The organism is Sphingomonas hankyongi (assembly GCF_023516575.1).
Classification (GTDB): Bacteria; Pseudomonadota; Alphaproteobacteria; order Sphingomonadales; family Sphingomonadaceae; genus Sphingomicrobium; species Sphingomicrobium hankyongi.
Window position 1 is genome coordinate 499,254 of record NZ_JAMGBE010000002.1, and the last position, 16,011, is coordinate 515,264.

Consider the following 16,011-nt stretch of genomic DNA (forward strand, 5'->3'; position numbering starts at 1 on the left):
GCATGAATGAAAAAAAGCCACCGTAAAGCATGCAAAAAGCTATAAAATACGGGAAGTAGGGCGTGTCATATACTTTTGTGAAATAGCCAACCGTGAAAACCGCAAAACCTATGATGTATGCCCACAGCCAGGCGCGTGCGCTCATTTTTGCTCGCTATCCTTCCAGGCGCCAGCTGACCGGCGGCGTCGTGTAGGTGCTTCGAACCGGCTTGCCGTGCCGGTCGAGCGCAGGCTTGAAAGTCGCTCGCTGACGGAGCGCCTGGCACCCCATCCCGTCCAGCGAGGGGACGCCGCTCGCCTTGACCACGTGGCAGGCCGCGACCTTACCGTCAGTATCGATCAGGAGCAGGAACTGGGCGGTCCCCTGCTGGTTCCTGGCGAACGCCTCCATAGGATAATCGTCCGTCGTGAAAAGCGTGCGGACGTCGCTTTTCGAAGGAACCGCGACCGTACCCACGTTGACGCCATCGGTATTCCAGTACCGCATGAGGTCGGCGGTGCAATTCGTCAGGCCCTCCAGGACCGCCGGCATGTTTCTCAATGCGAGTGAGGTGGCCAAGAGTCCTTCGGATCTGAAGGTGACCAATGGCGCTTGCTTGGCTTGCTGCATTTCCGTCTGGGAAATCCGGAAATGATGCTGCGTGAGCCTCTGGTCCTTGGGCCGGAACTTGAGCGATTGGACCTTTATCGGCGTGCCCCCAAAGTCCACGCTCCCGGGATATTGAGACGCGTACTTCGAACTCCCAACCTGATGCCGCATCAAGATGAGTTCATATGTCTCGCCGTTGGGGGCCGGGCGGATGACCAAAGTGACTGGGTCCTCAGCTTTTCCAAACTCCCGCGTGGCGGTGCATTGGGCCTCGCCGACATCAAGAACCCACGGCTTCAATGGCTGGAGAGGCGCGCCGATGGCGGGCGTTGCAGCGACAAGCGCGGATGCACCGACCACCGCGTAACAGGCTACTCGCTTGATCATGATCCTGAGCCCCACAACGCGGGCCGGAAGGCCGCAGATACAAAAAGAGCCCGCATGGGTCGCCTCCTCGCGACTCACCGAGCTCCTCCGGCATAGCCTAAAAACAACATCGATCAATATTATGGGTTCGCCACTCAAACGCGCTGAACATGCTCCCACAGCGTTTCAACAAGTCGTTGCTCGCTGACTTCGCCATTGATGACGTCGATCACGAAATCGGCCAGGTCCGTGCCGTCCGCGATCGTTAAATCGTACCCGTTGAGGTGAAGGAAATAGTCCGCCGCTTCGAAAGCGGTGCGTTGTTGCCCTGTAGAAACGGATGGGTTCGAGCAATTCCCATGAGTAGGACCACCGCGTCCCGCTCGCCATAGGCCCAGTAGTTCATCGGCTTGGCGAGTGCATTTTCGAGCGCGCCTTCGTCGCGTAGCACGTGCGGCTCGCCGGTTTCCCCGACAACCAGTTCATTGAAGCTGACGATGAGTTCGGCCGGGAGCCACGTCGGCTCACTCGGCAAGGCGGGCCATTGTCTTCGGCCAACGGGTCTTCGCGCGCTCGATCATTTCTTCGGCCGACGGCTTCTTGCCCGTCGGGCGAGCAGGAGCCTTGGCCTTGGGTTTCAAATGCGCATTCATGCGTGCCTCGTGCCCGATAGAATCTCAGAGTGCCGGTCGGTTGTCACTCTGTCGCACCTTCGTCTTAATATCGCGTGAGGAGCACACAAAAAAAGGGCCGCCCGTTTCCGAGCGACCCGATGTGCTCCTGCGCAGGCAGGAGCCCAGTTGCAGACCCTGCTTTCGCAGGGGCGGAATGCCTAGCCGAGCATTTCCTGCTCGAGCTTCTTCGCCATCTCCTCGATGTTCTCGGGCGGCCATCCGGGGATGTCCATGCCGAGGCGAAGGCCCATGCTGGCGAGCACTTCCTTGATCTCGTTGAGGCTCTTGCGGCCGAAGTTCGGCGTGCGGAGCATCTCGGCCTCGGTCTTCTGGACGAGGTCGCCGATGTAGATGATGTTGTCGTTCTTCAGGCAATTGGCGCTGCGCACCGAAAGCTCGAGCTCGTCCACCTTCTTCAGGAGGTAGCGGTTGAGCTGGTTGGTGTCGGTCGGCGCTTCCGCGGCCATCGGAACGGCCTGGCCGATCATCGGCGACGGCGCCATGCGCACCTGGCTCTCGTCGAAGTGGACGAACAGCTGCAGCTGGTCCTGAAGGATGCGCGCGGCATAAGCGAGCGCGTCCTCGGGGGCGACGGTGCCGTCGGTCTCGACCGTCAGCGTGAGCTTGTCGTAATCGAGCTCCTGACCGACGCGGGTGTTCTCGACCTTGTACGCAACCTGGCGGACCGGGCTGTACAAAGCGTCGACCGGGATCAGGCCGATCGGCGCGTCAGCCGGGCGGTTGGCGGCGGCGGGCTGGTAGCCTTTGCCGATGTCCGCGGTCAGCTCCATGTTGAGCGTCGCGCCTTCGTCGAGGTGACAGATCACCAGGTCGGGGTTGGTGACTTCCATGTCGCCGCTGGTCTGGATCATGCCCGCGGTGACTTCGGCCGGGCCGGTGGCGGCGAGATGGATGCGCTTGGGCCCCTCGCCTTCCATCTTCAGCGCGATCTGCTTCACGTTGAGCACGATGTCGGTCACGTCCTCACGGACTCCGGCTAGCGAAGAGAACTCATGAAGCACGCCGTCGATCTTGATCGAGGTGACGGCGGCGCCCTGGAGCGAGGAGAGGAGGACGCGGCGCAGCGAGTTGCCGAGCGTCATCCCGAAGCCGCGCTCCAGCGGCTCGGCGACGAAGACCGCGCGGCGGCGGCTGTCGCCACCGGCCTGCTTCTTCTCGAGCGCGTTGGGCTTCTTCAGTTCCTGCCAGTTCTTTGCGTTGACGGCCATGTTCATCCCTTGGCAGTTGGGGGCCTTAGCCCCTGATTTTCAAAAACTTCTCGTCATCCCCGCATGCGCGGGCACGGTTTCAATCTTAGACGCGGCGGCGCTTGCTCGGCCGGACCCCGTTGTGCGGGATCGGCGTGACGTCGCGGATCGAGGTGATCTGGAAGCCGACCGCCTGCAGCGCGCGAAGGGCGCTCTCGCGGCCGGAGCCCGGGCCCTTCACTTCGACTTCGAGCGTGCGGACGCCATGCTCGGCGGCCTTGCGGCCCGCGTCTTCCGCGGCGACCTGCGCGGCGTAGGGCGTCGACTTGCGGCTGCCCTTGAAGCCCATCATCCCCGCCGAGCTCCACGCGATGGCGTTGCCCTGCGCGTCGGTGATGGTGATCATCGTGTTGTTGAAGCTGGCGTTCACGTGCGCGACGCCGGCCGTGATGTTCTTGCGCTCCCTTCTGCGGAGACGCTGCGGTGCCTGGGCCATTGATCTCTGTTCCTACTTCCGTTCGCCCTCGGCCTCATGGGCGGGGCGTGAATTGCAGCTGTGGGCGAAGATTACTTCTTCTTGCCCGCGATCGGCTTGGCCTTGCCCTTGCGGGTGCGCGCGTTGGTGTGCGTGCGCTGGCCGCGGACCGGGAGGCCCTTGCGATGGCGAAGCCCGCGGTAGCAGGCGAGGTCCATCAGCCGCTTGATGTTCATCGCGGTCTCGCGGCGAAGGTCGCCCTCGACCGTGTGGTCGCGGTCGATCGCCTCGCGGATGTGCACGACTTCCTGGTCGGTCAGCTCCTGGACGCGCCTTTCCGGCGCGATGCCCAGCTTGGCGATGATGTCCTTGGCCGTGGTGCGGCCGATTCCGTGGATGTAGGTCAGCGCGACTTCCACGCGCTTGTTCGTGGGGATGTTCACCCCGGCAATGCGAGCCATTCTCTACCCTTCTTCAGCTCCACAGGGCCCAATGCCCCATCTCGTCGCTAGAAAGCCCCGTCCTAAACGAAAAACCGACGCGCGCACGAATGCGCCGCCGGGATGCCGGTGGATCGGGATAGAGCGCAGATAGGAATGCGAGAAAGCAGAGTCAAGCGGACTATAGGAGCAAATCACCGGAGCGTTCATTAGTGCGACAATGCGTGAAAAACGGGTCCATCAAGTCTTCGTCCTCAGCCTGCTGCTCAAGGGCGTCAACGCGCTCCTGGAGATGGCGGCGGGCGTCAGCCTGCTGCTGGTGAAAACCGACACGATCATCCGCGTCCTCAACCGCTACAGCCTCGATCACCTCGCCCAGGACCGCAACGACTGGGTAGCGAACCATTTGCTTGAGTTCACCAGACACTTCTCGGTGGCGGAGCATCACTTCTATGCTTTCTATCTGCTGAGCCACGGGCTGATTAAGTCGGTGGTGCTCGTCGGCCTGCTTCGCGAGAAATTATGGTCTTATCCGGCGAGCTTCGCGGTTTTCGGCACATTCATCGCCTACCAGCTCTATCGGTACACCTACACCCAAGACATTGGGCTGATCCTCCTGTCCGTCTTCGACCTGTTCGTGATCGCGCTTGCGGCCCACGAATACCGCCTAGTGCGGCGCCACTTGCCGACGCACTGATTGCCGTCGCGCCTGCTCACCGATAGAGCCGCTGCCAATGCAGCGACTGACTCTCGAAGGCGGCATCCCCGCGGACCTCAAGGGGAGCATCGTCGCACTCGGCAATTTCGACGGATTCCACCTCGGCCACCAGGCGGTGGTCGGGCGAGCGATCCAGCGCGGGTTCCACGAGCGGCGGCCGGTCATCGTCGCGACCTTCGATCCCCACCCGGTCGCCTTCTTCAAGCGCGACGCCCCGCCGTTTCGGCTGACCACGCTCGACCAGCGCGAGCGGCTGTTCGCCCACGCGGGGGCGGATGCGATGCTCGTGTTTTGTTTCGACAAGGCGCTCGCAATCACCAGCGCGGAGGATTTTGTTGCGGACACGCTTGCAAAGCAGATCGGCGCGGCAGGCGTAGTCACGGGCGACGATTTCACCTTCGGGCGCGCGCGGAAGGGTGACGTCGCGGCGCTGAAGACCCTCGGTGAGCAGCATGGCGTGGCGGCGGAGGCGGTCGCGCCCGTGCTCGAGGGCACACGCATCTCCTCGGGCCGCATCCGCGAGGCGCTCGTCGAGGGCGATATCGCCACCGCGACGCACCTCCTGAGCCGCGATTTCGCGATCGAAGGCATAGTGCAACGCGGCGACCGACGCGGACGCGAGCTGGGCTACCCGACCGCCAACCTTACGCTCGGCGACTACCAGCGCCCGAAGTACGGGATTTATGCGGTTCGGGTCACGCTCGAGGACGGCAGCGAATATCCCGGCGTCGCCAATCTCGGCGTCCGGCCGACCTTCGAGCCACCGGAGGAACTGCTCGAGGCACATTTGTTCGGCTTCGACGGCGACCTGTACGGCCGCAAGATCGAAATCGCGCTCCACGCATTCATTCGCGAAGAGCAGAAGTTCGACAGGGTCGAAGCCCTCGTTTCACGCATGAAGGAGGACGAGGCGAAGGCGCGGAAGCTGCTGGCCATCGAATAGGTCGTCATTGCGAGGAGCCGAAGGCGACGTGGCAATCCAGACTGGATTGCTTCGCTACGCTCGCAATGACGGCGGAGTTTGCAGAATCGGTAACTCGACCGCTAGAGCCGCGCGCAATGTCCGAAGCCGATACACCAGCCAAGCCCGATTATCGTTCGACCGTGTTCCTGCCCAAGACCGACTTTCCGATGAAGGCCGGCCTTCCGCAGAAGGAGCCGGCGATCCTTGCGCGCTGGGAAGCCGAGGATCTCTACGGCCAGGTCCGCAAATCACGCGAGGGTCGCGAGAAGTTCATCCTCCACGACGGCCCGCCCTACGCCAATGGCGACATCCATATCGGCCATGCGCTCAACCGCACGCTGAAGGACATGGTGGTCCGGACGCAGACGTTGCTGGGCAAGGACGCGCCCTTCGTTCCCGGCTGGGACTGCCACGGCCTTCCGATCGAATGGAAGATCGAGGAGCAATACCGCAAGAAGAAGCTCAACAAGGACGAAGTTCCGGTCCGCGAGTTCCGCGCCGAGTGCCGTGCCTATGCCCAGCACTGGGTCGACGTGCAGCGCGAGCAGATCAAGCGGCTGGGCTGCACAGGCCAGTGGGACAAGCCCTATTTGACGATGGACTTCGACAGCGAGGCGACCATCGTCAACGAACTGATGAAGTTCGTCGAAAGCGGCCAGCTCTATCGCGGAGCGAAGCCGGTGATGTGGTCGCCTGTCGAGAAGACCGCGCTCGCCGAGGCCGAGATCGAATATGAGGACATCGTCTCGACCCAGATCGATGTTGGGTTCGAGATCGTCGAAAGTCCGATCCCGGAGCTGGTCGGCGCTTATGCCGTCGTCTGGACGACCACGCCGTGGACGATCCCGGTCAACCAGGGCATCGCCTACAATCCCGAGGTCGAATATGTGCTCCTCTCGGCTGAGCATTTTCACGTGCTCGCCGCAGAACCGCTGATCGGCCCGCTGAAGGAGCGAAGCGGGCTCGTCCACCTTCAGCCGATCAAACATATCAAGGGCTCGGACCTGGCCGGCACGATCGTCCGGCACCCGATGCACGAGCTCGGCGGCTTCTTCGCCAAGCCCCGCCCGTTCCTGCCCGGCGACTTCGTCACCACCGACCAGGGCACGGGCCTCGTCCATATGGCACCCGACCATGGCGAGGACGATTTCGAGCTTTGCAAGGCGAACGGGATCGATCCGGTCTTCGCGGTCGAAGGCGACGGCAAGTACCGCCCCGACTGGCTGTGGCTCGGCGGCCAGGGCAGCGTCATCAACCCCAAGTTCAACGCGCCCGACGGCCCGATCTGCTCCGATCTCCGCGAGGCCGGCGCCCTGCTCGCCGCCAGCGCCGACTTCCAGCACAGCTACCCGCATAGCTGGCGGTCGAAGGCCAAGGTCATCTATCGCTGCACGCCGCAATGGTTCGTCGCGATGGACCGGCCGCTCGACGATGGCCGTTCGCTCCGCCAGCGCGCGATGCAGGCGATCGCCGATACGCGCTTCGTGCCGGAAAAGGGCCGCAACCGTATCGGATCGATGGTCGAGGGTCGCCCGGACTGGGTGCTCAGCCGACAGCGCGCCTGGGGCGTGCCGATCGCGGTCTTCGTCGAACGCAGGACTGGCGCTCTGCTGGTCGATCATGAAGTGAACGAAAGGATCGTCGCCGCCATCCGCAGCCATGGCGTGGATGCCTGGGATTCGGAGAATGCCGCGCATTTCCTCGGCAACCGCAATTCCGATGATTACGAGATGGTCACGGACATCCTGGACGTCTGGTTCGACAGCGGCTCGACCCACGTCTTCACGCTGGAAAGCGGCAAGTGGCCCGAGCAACGCTGGCCCGCCGACCTCTATCTCGAAGGCTCCGACCAGCATCGCGGCTGGTTCCAGTCGTCGCTTCTGGAAAGTTGCGGAACGCGCGGGCGCGCGCCGTTCGACGCGGTCCTGACCCATGGGTTCACGATGGACTCAAAGGGCCTGAAGATGTCCAAGAGCCTGGGCAACACGATCAGCCCGCTCGACCTGATGCGCGACTATGGCGCGGACATTTTGCGGCTGTGGGCGCTGTCGGTCGACTTCACCGAGGATCATCGCATCGGCAAGGAGATACTTGCCGGCGTCGCCGATCAGTACCGCAAGCTCCGCAACACCTTCCGTTACCTGCTCGGCGCGCTCGCCGATTTCCGCGACGATGAGAAGGTCGGCGTCGATGCGATGCCCGAGCTTGAGCGCTACGTGCTGCACCTCGCCGCGGATCTCGACAAGAAGCTACGGCAGGCGGTCAACGACTTCGACTATAACAGCTATACTCGCCTGCTCGCCGACTTCGCGAACAACGATCTCAGCGCCTTCTATTTCGATATCCGCAAGGACGTCCTCTATTGCGAGGTGAACGCGGAGACGGGCTCCCAGACCGACAAGCGGCGCGCGAACCGCACCGTGCTCGACATCCTTTTCCACGCGCTGGTGCGCTGGCTGTCGCCGGTCTTGGTGTTCACGACCGAAGAGGTGTGGGGAACACGCAATCCGGACGCCGGCTCGGTCCACCTGCTCGAATGGCCGGAGATTCCCGCGGTCGATGCCGATGACGCGAAATGGACGCAACTGCGGGACCTTCGGACCGCAGTGACCGAAGCGATCGAGCCGCTGCGCCGCGAAAAGATTGTCGGATCAAGCCTCGAAGCCGAAGTTACGATTCCCGGCACCCCGGCTTCGGAAGCCGAACTGGCGGAACTGTTCATCGTCTCGTCAGTCAAGGCCGGCGAGGCATTGGGCGTGGCCAAAACGGATAATCATAAATGCGGACGCTGCTGGCGCCTGCTTCCGGAAGTCCGGCAGGATGGCGAAACGTGCAACCGCTGCGAGGACGTATTGAATGCGTGAACGGGGGCTAGGCTTTTCTGTAGCTGCGGTGGTCTTCGCCATCGACCAGCTGATCAAATGGATGGTGACGGGTCCACTCGACCTCAACCGCATCGGCGACCAGCTCATCTTGCTGCCGATCTTCAACTTCACCTACACCGAGAATAACGGGATCTCGTTGGGCCTCCTCAATGCAACGAACCCGGTCGGGCGCTGGATGCTCGTGGCCCTCACGTCGGCGATCGCGATCGGCGTCGCGGTCTGGATCGGGCGCGAAAAGAACCGGCTCGACCAGCTGGCGCTCGGAATGGTGCTGGGCGGCGCGCTCGGGAACATCCTGGACCGTGTCCGCCACGGATATGTCGTGGACTTCGCCGACCTCCACTTCGGCACGTTCCGCCCGTTTCTGGTATTCAATGTCGCCGACGCGGCGATTAGCATCGGTGTCGTGATCTTGTTGCTGCGAGCCTTCCTGACTCGTAAGGAGCAGCGAGAGGGCGCAAGCCCTGAGGAGAGAACCGAACATGCGTAAGACTTACACCGCCCTCCTGCTTGCCGCGGCCACCGCCCTCGCGGGCTGCTCGACGCTGAGCGGGCAAGCGCGGACGCCGGACGAATTCGCGGTTGCGCGCAACGCGCCGCTGATCATTCCGCCCGACTTCAGCCTGGCGCCGCCGGTGGCGGGCACCGTCACGAACGCGCCCGACGTTCAGCAGCAGGCCATCGATGCCTTGTTCGGCGGACCGGCGCCACGCAGCGCGGCCGAGATCACTTTGCTCGATGAGGCCGGCCGCGCGCTCGTTCCGCAGGGCATCCGCTCGACGGCCTGGGACCCGGATACGCGCGTGGTCGACAAGGGCCCGACCACGATGTCGATCCTTTCTGCGGCGGAGGCGGACAGCAACATCGCCTCGGCGCAGCTCGGGCAGTGAATTGATTGGGGGGCCAGACGCTGACGATGGCTGAACACACCCTATCCGCACGACTGGTCGAGATCGAATCGATGCTCGACCGTTCGCGGCGCCGCTTCGAAGAGGGCTCGCGGCTGGTCGAGGAAGCGCACGCCATCCTCGGCGAAATCCAGCAGGCGCTGATCGGCGCGCCGCGAAGCGCTTCGCCGGAGGACAGCGAGGAAGTCGCCTCGCGCCTTCTTGCGTCCCTGAAGGCAAGCGGAAGCGAAATGCCGGAAACGCTGTGCGGTGGCCGGCTCTCCGTGGACCAGGTGCAGCGGCTGATCCGTATCGACGGACACCCGATCGGCATCACCGAGATGGAATATCGCGTGCTCGAGCTGCTTGCTTTCGCGCGCAACAACGTCGTGACGCGGGCGATGCTGCTGAAGCACCTCTACCGCCGCGCGGACGACCAGCCGCAGCCGAAGATCATCGACGTGTTCATCTCCAAGCTGCGCAAGAAGCTGCGCAATGCCAGTGGCGGAGCCGAGTTCATCGAGACGATCCCGCAGCGCGGGTGGATCCTGCGCGACGTCGACGAAAAGAGCGGCGCGTAGCAGCCTCGCTTGCTGGGCTTAGGCCCTCGGGGATTCATTAATTCCTAACCGTGACGCGGTTAGCTCGATTCGATGCTGACCTTGCTCGCCGATTCTGCCTCTCGATCGACGCCGGAGCCATATGCCGAAGCGGTTGCGCGGCTGGCGAGCGTTCGTCACGCACTGCGGCTCGTCAACGCCTGCGGAGACGGTCCCTCCCCCGATCTCGATCGGGACGCCGAGATCGCGTCAGCCTGGACCGAAGCCGGCGGGCCTCGCCGACGCTGCTTCGACACGCGTTCCGAACGACTTGTGAGCGCTACGGCTGCGGGGGTCGAAAGCCTGCTGGTTGCCCGGAAGGCCGGTCGCGACCCGCACAGCGAAGCCAACCGCGAGCTCGTCGAGCAAATCCGCCGCGAAATGGCGGATATCGCGAAGGTCATTCTCGACTAGGCTGGCCCGGTCGCTTTGGGAGTCGCGGGATCCGCGCCCCACTCGCTCCAGCTTCCATCGTATAGCCGAACCCGATCGTTGCCGAGTAAGTGCGCGGCGAAAATCAGGCTGTTTGCCGTCACGCCCGAGCCGCACGTGGCTGTGAACGGCTGCTCCGGATCTATGCCGGCTTCGTCGAACAGACGTCGCAGCTCATCCACCGACTTGAAGCGGCCGTCCTCCCGATAAAGCTCCGCGAAGGGAAGGTTCCGCGAGCCGGGAATGTGACCGGCTGCTACGCCCGGCCGTGGATCTCCTTCGGTCCCCTCGAAGCGCCCCCTGCCGCGGGCATCCAGCAGGCGCAGCGAACCGCTAGATAGAACATCTTCCTTAGTCACGACTTCGCCTTCGCGAACCTTCCGTTCGAAGTGCGCCCCTCGCGGTGGCGGATCGCCGCTTTCCGTCGGACGTCCCTCCGCCAGCCATTGGCCGAAACCGCCATCGAGGATCGCGACCTTTTCGGCACCGAAGTGGCGCAACATGAACCAGCCGCGGGCGGCGTTCCGCGTCGGGGAATTGTCGTAGACGACAATGCGGTCGTCGCTGCCGACGCCGAGCCCCTCCATCGCCGCGACGAAATCCTCGGCGGAAGGCAGCATGTGGGGCGCTGATTGCGACCTGTCGCTAACCTCATCGATGTCGAGGAACCGAGCGCCCGGAATATGCCGCGCAAGATATTCCTCGCGACCGGTGCGCCCGGTGGCGGGCATGTGCCAGCTTGAATCCACTATAACGAGATCGGGGTCGCCGAGGTGCTGCGCGAGCCATTGCGTGGTGACGAGCGAGTCCATTGGGAGAGGATAGGCTTGCCGACGACCTGCTGCTAGTTGGGCGCGCAATGGAGACACGTCACCTCGGCCAGCCCAGCGCCCTTCCCGCATCGCCCGACGAAGCGGTGCTCGACTATGTTCCGAACCCGCGCGCCGGCACTTTGTATCTCGTTCGTTTCGCGGCGCCCGAGTTCACATCCCTTTGCCCGGTCACCGGCCAGCCCGACTTCGCGCACCTGGTGATCGACTATGCGCCCGGCGAAACGATCGTGGAGAGCAAGAGCCTCAAGCTCTTCCTCGGATCGTTCCGCAATCATTGCGGCTTCCATGAAGACGTGACCGTGGGCATCGGCCAGCGGCTGACCGCGGAGCTGAAGCCGCAATGGCTGCGCATCGGCGGTTACTGGTACCCGCGCGGCGGCATGCCGATCGACGTCTTCTGGCAATCCGGCGCGCCGCCTGAAGGGCTATGGCTGCCCGACCAAGGAGTCGCGCCGTACCGGGGGCGCGGCTAGGCGCCCTAGCGGAAGTCGGGCTCCGGCGTCAGTGCGTGGTCGTCGGGAGCAGGCGCGTCCGATGCCCGGCCCTTGGTCCAGAAATAGAGCGCCCCGATCGCCGCCGAGAAGACGACCAGGCTGACGATCATCACCGCCGGATAAGGCTCGACCAACGCCAGCACGTTCGCGCTATCGGCCGATCCGGCCTTTTCTGCTCCGGCGACCGCCCCCGCGTAGACGACGCCCATCAGGCTCTCACCGACGATCAGGCCTGTTGCCATGAGCACGCCCATCCGCTCGGCGAAGGCCGGACTCTTCGACTGCAGCGCCCAGCGGTTGTAGAGATAACCGAGCAGCGCTCCGACCGGAATCAGGAGGTTCGCTTCCATCGGCAGGTAGATGCCCATGCCGATGGCCAACGGCGGCAAATGCAACCGCTTGTTGGTGGCGCGGCGCAGGACTTCATCGACGATGACGGCGATCACGCCGATGATTGCGCCCTGCCCGATCAGTCCCCAGTCGAGGCTTCCGCCAAGGACCCCTTGGGCAATCGTCGAGATAATCGCGGCCTGTGGCGCAGGAAGCGCATTCGGCCCCGCTCCGGGCGCACCCTGGAAAGTGAAGGCCGTGTTCATCAGGTCGAGGATCGGCGGGATCACCAGCGCCCCGAAGACGACGCCCAGGACCAGGGCGACCTGCTGCCGCCAAGGCGTCGCGTCCACCAGCTGGCCGGTCTTCAAATCCTGCAGATTGTTGTTGGAGATGGTCGCAACGCCGAAGATGATCGCGGTCACGAACAAGGCGAACGCCACCAGCGCTTTCGTCTCGTCGCCGCCGGCCCCGCCGAACAGTGCAGCGAGGATCAGCGAAATACCGAGTACCGAGAGGATTCCGACGCCGGAGATCGGGCTGTTCGAAGCGCCGATGAGGCCCGCCATGTAGCCGCACACGGCGGCGATCACGACGCCCGCGACCAAGATGTAGACGATGCTTATGCCAACCGTCACACCCGCGTTGCTGGAGATCGGTGCGGTGTTGCCGAAGGCGAACAGCAGCAGTCCGATCGGGATCATCGACAGCAGGATCGTGCCTGTCACGATTCCAATCGGCATGTCGCGCTCGGTCAGCGGCAGCTGATCGGCGCGGCCTGCCTTCCGCTCCCGGCTCGCAAGCAAAGCCGAGCGAATGCCGGCCACGATCGGACCGATGATCTTGATCAGCGTCCAGATCGCCGCGACGCCGATAGCGCCGGCGCCGACCATGCGGGCCTTGGCCCGGAATGCCGTGCTGACCAACGCCTCCAGATCCCCGGCCGACTGGGCGATCAGCGTCGGGTCTTGCGTCCAGTAAGGGACGATCACGACCCAGCTGATGAGGATTCCAATCAGCATGGCGATGCCGACCGCAAGGCCCACCAGGTGGCCAACTCCCATCAAGGCCATCGAGAAGGTCGGAGAGACTGCAGTCGCGCCCCCGCCAAAGCGGAAGACGCGGCTGGCCGTATCCGTGAGCAGCCGGGTCTTGGCGAGGATGAAGAAGAGAGCAGCGACGATCGTCGAGCCGCTGATGAGCGCCAGGCCGCGCCGGTTCTCCTCGGCTCCGCCTACACCGGAACCGACCTTGAGCACCTCGGCGGCGGCCACGCCTTCCGGATAGGGCAGATCCGAACCGGTCACCAAGGCACGGCGCAGCGGCACTGAATACATGACTCCGAGAATGCCCCCGATGCCGACGACGGCAACTGACAGCCAGTAGGGGAAGCCAGTCCACCAGCCGACCATGATCAGGCCGGGGAGGACGAAGATGATGGCCGACAATGTCCCCGCAGCCGAGGCAATCGTCTGGACGATGTTATTTTCCTGAATCGTGGAATCCCGGAATGCCTTGAGCACCGCCATCGAGATCACGGCGGCTGGGATGGAGGTGGCAAAGGTAATGCCGATTTTGAGGCCGAGGTAGACGTTGGCTGCAGTGAATACGACAGTGATCAAGGCGCCGAGGATTATCCCTCGAAGAGTCAGTTCCTTGATCGAATCGCCAGCACTTCGAGCGCCACTGCTTACGGTTGCCACCTGTTACTTCCTCCTCGTGTCAGTGCTGTTCGCGCATGGCGCGGGTGTCGAGTGGCGGCGAAGCGCGCGCCATTGACCGTCTTCCAAAACCCAGACGTCGGTCAGGAGGACGCAATCCTCGATCACGCGGCCTAGATATTTCAGCCGCCATTTCGCCTCGATGGTCCCGATCATCACATGTTCGAGAACCGTGGCATCGCGGATCGCGAGCTCGATGCTGTCGACGTCCCGGCGCTGAATGGCGTCGAGCCATTCATCCCTGCCCATCGTGAATGGTCCGCTGGAGCGCGTGCCGATCAGGACGAAATCGGGATGAACAAGCGAGCGCAGCCGATCGAGATCCTTGCTGCACAAGGCGTCGCGCCAGTCATTTTCGAGCGCCTCGATCAATTGGCAGCTCTTGTCGGCCACGGGATTCCTCCTGCCTTGAGCCTAGGGCTCTATGCGCCTGAAGCGAAAGATTGTCTCGTAGCGCTCGAGGAGCAAATCGCCACCCTCGAGCGCCAGCCGCTCATCCTCGAAGCGGGCATTGCCGAGCTCCAGGGCGTGAAGCGCGGGCGGCATCGGATCGCTTGTCAGGTGAACGAATCGTCCGTCGAACGTCCAATCCCCATCCCCTCGCTCCGAGACGGCGCCATACTCGAGTGCATAGCGAAAGTGGCCGTTCGGCTGCAGCTCGAGCGCAGCAGCGGTTTCCATCTGCTGGGTCTCATAGAGCCCTGCCAACGTGGCAGCGGTGGACGGTGCGGCGAGCGCCAGCGCCGCAAGGGCGGCAATCATCGTCCGCGCATCAGTCCGCCGAGAATTCCGCGAAGCAGCTGGTTGCCGAGCGAACGGCCGATCGAGCTCGCTGCTGATCGCGTCGCGGACGTGATGATCTTGTCCGCCATTGTCGGGCGAGCCGCCTCGCGGCGCGCACGCGCCTCAGCCTGCTCCTGCTGGCGCTCGCGCTGGACATCGAGCCTTTCCTGCTCGCGCTGAAGCTTGAGCCGTTCCCGTTCGGCGGCCGCGTCGGTGCGCGCCTGCTCCGCAGCCTGCCGATCCGATTCGGTCTTCGCCTGTGAGGCAGCGGCCGCGGCAGCCGCTTCATTGGCCTTGGCACTCAGGATTTCCTCGGCGGAGTCGCGGTCGACCAGAGCGTCATATTTGTTGCCCACCGCATCGGTCGTCACGATCACCTGACGTTCCTGCGGAGTCAGCGGGCCGACGCGGGAGGAAGGTGGCTTGATGAGGCTCCTCTGCACGGGTTCAGGCGATCCGTCCGGCTGCAGAAGCGATACGAGGGCTTCGCCAATCTTCAGTTCCGTGATCGCGGTGGCCACGTCGATGGCCGGGTTGGAGCGGAAGGTGTCCGCCGCAGCCTTCACGGCCTGCTGGTCCCGTGGGGTGAAAGCGTTGAGCTTGTGCTGGATCCGATTGTTGAGCTGTGCAGCAATCTTGTCGGGGATGTCGATCGGGTTCTGCGTGATGAAATAGACGCCGACGCCCTTCGAACGGATCAGGCGCACGACCTGCTCAACCTTCTCGAACAATGCGGGTGGAGCGTCGTCGAAGAGCAAATGCGCTTCATCGAAGAAGAAGCAGAGCTTCGGCTTATCCGGGTCGCCGATCTCGGGAAGCTGCTCGAAAAGCTCGGACAACAGCCACAAGAGAAAGGTGGAATAGAGACGTGGACTCGCCATCAGCTTGTCCGCGGCCAGCACATTGACCACGCCCTTCCCGCTGTCGTCCGCGACGATGAAATCGGAAAGTTCGAGCGCGGGCTCACCGAAGAAATGGTCCCCGCCCTGCGCCCGAAGCTGAAGCAGGGAGCGCTGGATCGAGCCGACGGACTGCTTCGACACATTGCCGTACTGCAACGTCAGCTGATCGGCCTCTTCGCCGCAATGGACCAGCATCGACTGGAGATCATCGAGATCGAGGAGAAGCAGGCCCTCCTTGTCGGCAACGGTGAAGGCGATGTTGAGGACACCTTCCTGAACCTCATTGAGGTTCATGAGCCGAGCGAGCAGCAACGGCCCCATCTCGCTGACCGTGGTGCGGATCGGATGGCCCTGCTCACCATAGAGATCCCAGAACTGCACGGGGCAGCCATCCAGCGCATAATCGGTCAGGCCGATGTCGGTGGCGCGCTGCCGGAAAATCTCGGCGTTCTTGGCATTGGGATCGCCGGGCATCGCCAGCCCAGAAAGGTCGCCCTTCACGTCAGCGACGAAGCAGGGCACGCCGGATTTGCTGAGGCCTTCGACTATTCCCTGGAGAGTGACGGTCTTGCCCGTCCCGGTGGCGCCGGCGATCAAGCCGTGCCGATTGGCTCGGGACAATTCGAGGGTCTGCGGATTACCGCCGCCGGACTCCGCGCCAATGAAGATGCCGCTTTCGCTCACGCTTCACCTCCTTAGGGCGGCCTTTGC

Annotated in this window: 19 protein-coding genes; 8 read left to right on the forward strand and 11 right to left on the reverse strand. The window is 63.6% G+C overall.

Features of this window, described 5'->3' with window-relative positions; translation table 11 throughout:
* Nucleotides 1-154: 154 nt before the first annotated feature.
* The 6 genes from LZ538_RS07160 to rpsM all read right to left on the reverse strand — a co-directional run bounded on the left by LZ538_RS07160 (nucleotide 155) and on the right by rpsM (nucleotide 3,773).
* Entirely contained in the window at nucleotides 155-976 is an 822-nt protein-coding gene (locus tag LZ538_RS07160) for an energy transducer TonB (protein ID WP_249831305.1), read from the reverse strand.
* 244 nt (nucleotides 977-1,220) lie between these two features.
* A complete protein-coding gene (locus LZ538_RS07165; protein ID WP_249831306.1) occupies nucleotides 1,221-1,490 on the reverse strand; it encodes a hypothetical protein in 270 nt (89 codons plus the stop codon).
* A complete protein-coding gene (locus tag LZ538_RS13245) occupies nucleotides 1,480-1,608 on the reverse strand; it encodes a hypothetical protein (protein WP_283937654.1) in 129 nt (42 codons plus the stop codon). Before LZ538_RS13245 ends, LZ538_RS07165 begins: the two co-directional genes overlap by 11 nt.
* Before the next feature lie 179 nt (nucleotides 1,609-1,787).
* Complete coding sequence (locus tag LZ538_RS07170; protein ID WP_249831307.1) at nucleotides 1,788-2,858, reverse strand: DNA-directed RNA polymerase subunit alpha; 1,071 nt, start codon at nucleotides 2,856-2,858, stop codon at nucleotides 1,788-1,790.
* 85 nt (nucleotides 2,859-2,943) lie between these two features.
* Entirely contained in the window at nucleotides 2,944-3,333 is a 390-nt protein-coding gene (rpsK, locus tag LZ538_RS07175; RefSeq protein WP_166202296.1) for a 30S ribosomal protein S11, read from the reverse strand.
* A gap of 71 nt (nucleotides 3,334-3,404) precedes the next feature.
* Complete coding sequence (gene rpsM, locus LZ538_RS07180) at nucleotides 3,405-3,773, reverse strand: 30S ribosomal protein S13 (RefSeq protein WP_249831308.1); 369 nt, start codon at nucleotides 3,771-3,773, stop codon at nucleotides 3,405-3,407.
* Between the two features lie 199 nt (nucleotides 3,774-3,972).
* On the opposite strand from rpsM, the gene LZ538_RS07185 reads away from it, so the two are divergent.
* From LZ538_RS07185 to LZ538_RS07215, 7 genes are all read left to right on the forward strand, one after another.
* On the forward strand, nucleotides 3,973-4,449 hold the full coding sequence (locus tag LZ538_RS07185; RefSeq protein ID WP_249831309.1) for a DUF2127 domain-containing protein: 477 nt from the start codon (nucleotides 3,973-3,975) through the stop codon (nucleotides 4,447-4,449).
* Nucleotides 4,450-4,486: 37 nt separating this feature from the next.
* Nucleotides 4,487-5,413, forward strand: a complete 927-nt coding sequence (locus LZ538_RS07190; protein ID WP_249831310.1) for a bifunctional riboflavin kinase/FAD synthetase — start codon at nucleotides 4,487-4,489, stop codon at nucleotides 5,411-5,413.
* A 116-nt stretch (nucleotides 5,414-5,529) separates the two neighbouring features.
* Entirely contained in the window at nucleotides 5,530-8,298 is a 2,769-nt protein-coding gene (gene ileS / locus LZ538_RS07195; protein WP_249831311.1) for an isoleucine--tRNA ligase, read from the forward strand.
* The gene (lspA, locus tag LZ538_RS07200) at nucleotides 8,291-8,809 is read left to right on the forward strand and encodes a signal peptidase II (protein WP_249831312.1); all 519 of its coding nucleotides are present in this window, start codon (nucleotides 8,291-8,293) and stop codon (nucleotides 8,807-8,809) included. The genes ileS and lspA overlap by 8 nt, the downstream gene beginning before the upstream one ends.
* On the forward strand, nucleotides 8,802-9,209 hold the full coding sequence (locus LZ538_RS07205) for a DUF3035 domain-containing protein (protein ID WP_249831313.1): 408 nt from the start codon (nucleotides 8,802-8,804) through the stop codon (nucleotides 9,207-9,209). Before lspA ends, LZ538_RS07205 begins: the two co-directional genes overlap by 8 nt.
* Nucleotides 9,210-9,235: 26 nt before the next feature.
* Entirely contained in the window at nucleotides 9,236-9,787 is a 552-nt protein-coding gene (locus LZ538_RS07210) for a winged helix-turn-helix domain-containing protein (RefSeq protein ID WP_249831314.1), read from the forward strand.
* 72 nt (nucleotides 9,788-9,859) lie between these two features.
* Nucleotides 9,860-10,219, forward strand: coding sequence for a hypothetical protein (locus LZ538_RS07215; RefSeq protein WP_249831315.1), 360 nt, complete (start codon nucleotides 9,860-9,862; stop codon nucleotides 10,217-10,219).
* On the opposite strand, the gene sseA is transcribed toward LZ538_RS07215, so the two are convergent.
* Entirely contained in the window at nucleotides 10,216-11,049 is an 834-nt protein-coding gene (gene sseA, locus LZ538_RS07220) for a 3-mercaptopyruvate sulfurtransferase (protein ID WP_249831316.1), read from the reverse strand. The two genes, LZ538_RS07215 and sseA, sit on opposite strands and share 4 nt — an antisense overlap.
* Nucleotides 11,050-11,096: 47 nt before the next feature.
* Between sseA and queF the strand changes: the two genes are divergently transcribed.
* Nucleotides 11,097-11,543, forward strand: a complete 447-nt coding sequence (gene queF / locus LZ538_RS07225; RefSeq protein WP_249831317.1) for a preQ(1) synthase — start codon at nucleotides 11,097-11,099, stop codon at nucleotides 11,541-11,543.
* 5 nt (nucleotides 11,544-11,548) lie between these two features.
* Here the strand turns inward: queF and LZ538_RS07230 are convergent, their stop codons facing one another.
* The 4 genes from LZ538_RS07230 to LZ538_RS07245 are packed head-to-tail and all read right to left on the reverse strand — an operon-like array spanning nucleotide 11,549 to nucleotide 15,984.
* Complete coding sequence (locus tag LZ538_RS07230; RefSeq protein WP_347402745.1) at nucleotides 11,549-13,597, reverse strand: OPT family oligopeptide transporter; 2,049 nt, start codon at nucleotides 13,595-13,597, stop codon at nucleotides 11,549-11,551.
* A 3-nt stretch (nucleotides 13,598-13,600) separates the two neighbouring features.
* The gene (locus LZ538_RS07235; protein WP_249831318.1) at nucleotides 13,601-14,008 is read right to left on the reverse strand and encodes a nuclear transport factor 2 family protein; all 408 of its coding nucleotides are present in this window, start codon (nucleotides 14,006-14,008) and stop codon (nucleotides 13,601-13,603) included.
* Between the two features lie 21 nt (nucleotides 14,009-14,029).
* On the reverse strand, nucleotides 14,030-14,377 hold the full coding sequence (locus LZ538_RS07240) for a hypothetical protein (RefSeq protein ID WP_249831319.1): 348 nt from the start codon (nucleotides 14,375-14,377) through the stop codon (nucleotides 14,030-14,032).
* On the reverse strand, nucleotides 14,374-15,984 hold the full coding sequence (locus tag LZ538_RS07245) for a helicase HerA-like domain-containing protein (protein WP_249831320.1): 1,611 nt from the start codon (nucleotides 15,982-15,984) through the stop codon (nucleotides 14,374-14,376). Before LZ538_RS07245 ends, LZ538_RS07240 begins: the two co-directional genes overlap by 4 nt.
* Nucleotides 15,985-16,011 lie beyond the last annotated feature (27 nt).

What these genes read in the sequence shown, in the direction of transcription:
- LZ538_RS07160 (WP_249831305.1), bottom strand. Translation starts at nt 976, where the DNA reads ATGATCAAGCGAGTAGCCTGTTACGCGGTGGTCGGTGCATCCGCGCTT.
- LZ538_RS13245 (WP_283937654.1), bottom strand. Translation starts at nt 1,608, where the DNA reads ATGAATGCGCATTTGAAACCCAAGGCCAAGGCTCCTGCTCGCCCGACG.
- LZ538_RS07170 (WP_249831307.1), bottom strand. Translation starts at nt 2,858, where the DNA reads ATGGCCGTCAACGCAAAGAACTGGCAGGAACTGAAGAAGCCCAACGCG.
- rpsK (WP_166202296.1), bottom strand. Translation starts at nt 3,333, where the DNA reads ATGGCCCAGGCACCGCAGCGTCTCCGCAGAAGGGAGCGCAAGAACATC.
- rpsM (WP_249831308.1), bottom strand. Translation starts at nt 3,773, where the DNA reads ATGGCTCGCATTGCCGGGGTGAACATCCCCACGAACAAGCGCGTGGAA.
- LZ538_RS07185 (WP_249831309.1), top strand. Translation starts at nt 3,973, where the DNA reads ATGCGTGAAAAACGGGTCCATCAAGTCTTCGTCCTCAGCCTGCTGCTC.
- LZ538_RS07190 (WP_249831310.1), top strand. Translation starts at nt 4,487, where the DNA reads ATGCAGCGACTGACTCTCGAAGGCGGCATCCCCGCGGACCTCAAGGGG.
- ileS (WP_249831311.1), top strand. Translation starts at nt 5,530, where the DNA reads ATGTCCGAAGCCGATACACCAGCCAAGCCCGATTATCGTTCGACCGTG.
- lspA (WP_249831312.1), top strand. Translation starts at nt 8,291, where the DNA reads ATGCGTGAACGGGGGCTAGGCTTTTCTGTAGCTGCGGTGGTCTTCGCC.
- LZ538_RS07205 (WP_249831313.1), top strand. Translation starts at nt 8,802, where the DNA reads ATGCGTAAGACTTACACCGCCCTCCTGCTTGCCGCGGCCACCGCCCTC.
- LZ538_RS07210 (WP_249831314.1), top strand. Translation starts at nt 9,236, where the DNA reads ATGGCTGAACACACCCTATCCGCACGACTGGTCGAGATCGAATCGATG.
- LZ538_RS07215 (WP_249831315.1), top strand. Translation starts at nt 9,860, where the DNA reads ATGCTGACCTTGCTCGCCGATTCTGCCTCTCGATCGACGCCGGAGCCA.
- sseA (WP_249831316.1), bottom strand. Translation starts at nt 11,049, where the DNA reads ATGGACTCGCTCGTCACCACGCAATGGCTCGCGCAGCACCTCGGCGAC.
- queF (WP_249831317.1), top strand. Translation starts at nt 11,097, where the DNA reads ATGGAGACACGTCACCTCGGCCAGCCCAGCGCCCTTCCCGCATCGCCC.
- LZ538_RS07240 (WP_249831319.1), bottom strand. Translation starts at nt 14,377, where the DNA reads ATGATTGCCGCCCTTGCGGCGCTGGCGCTCGCCGCACCGTCCACCGCT.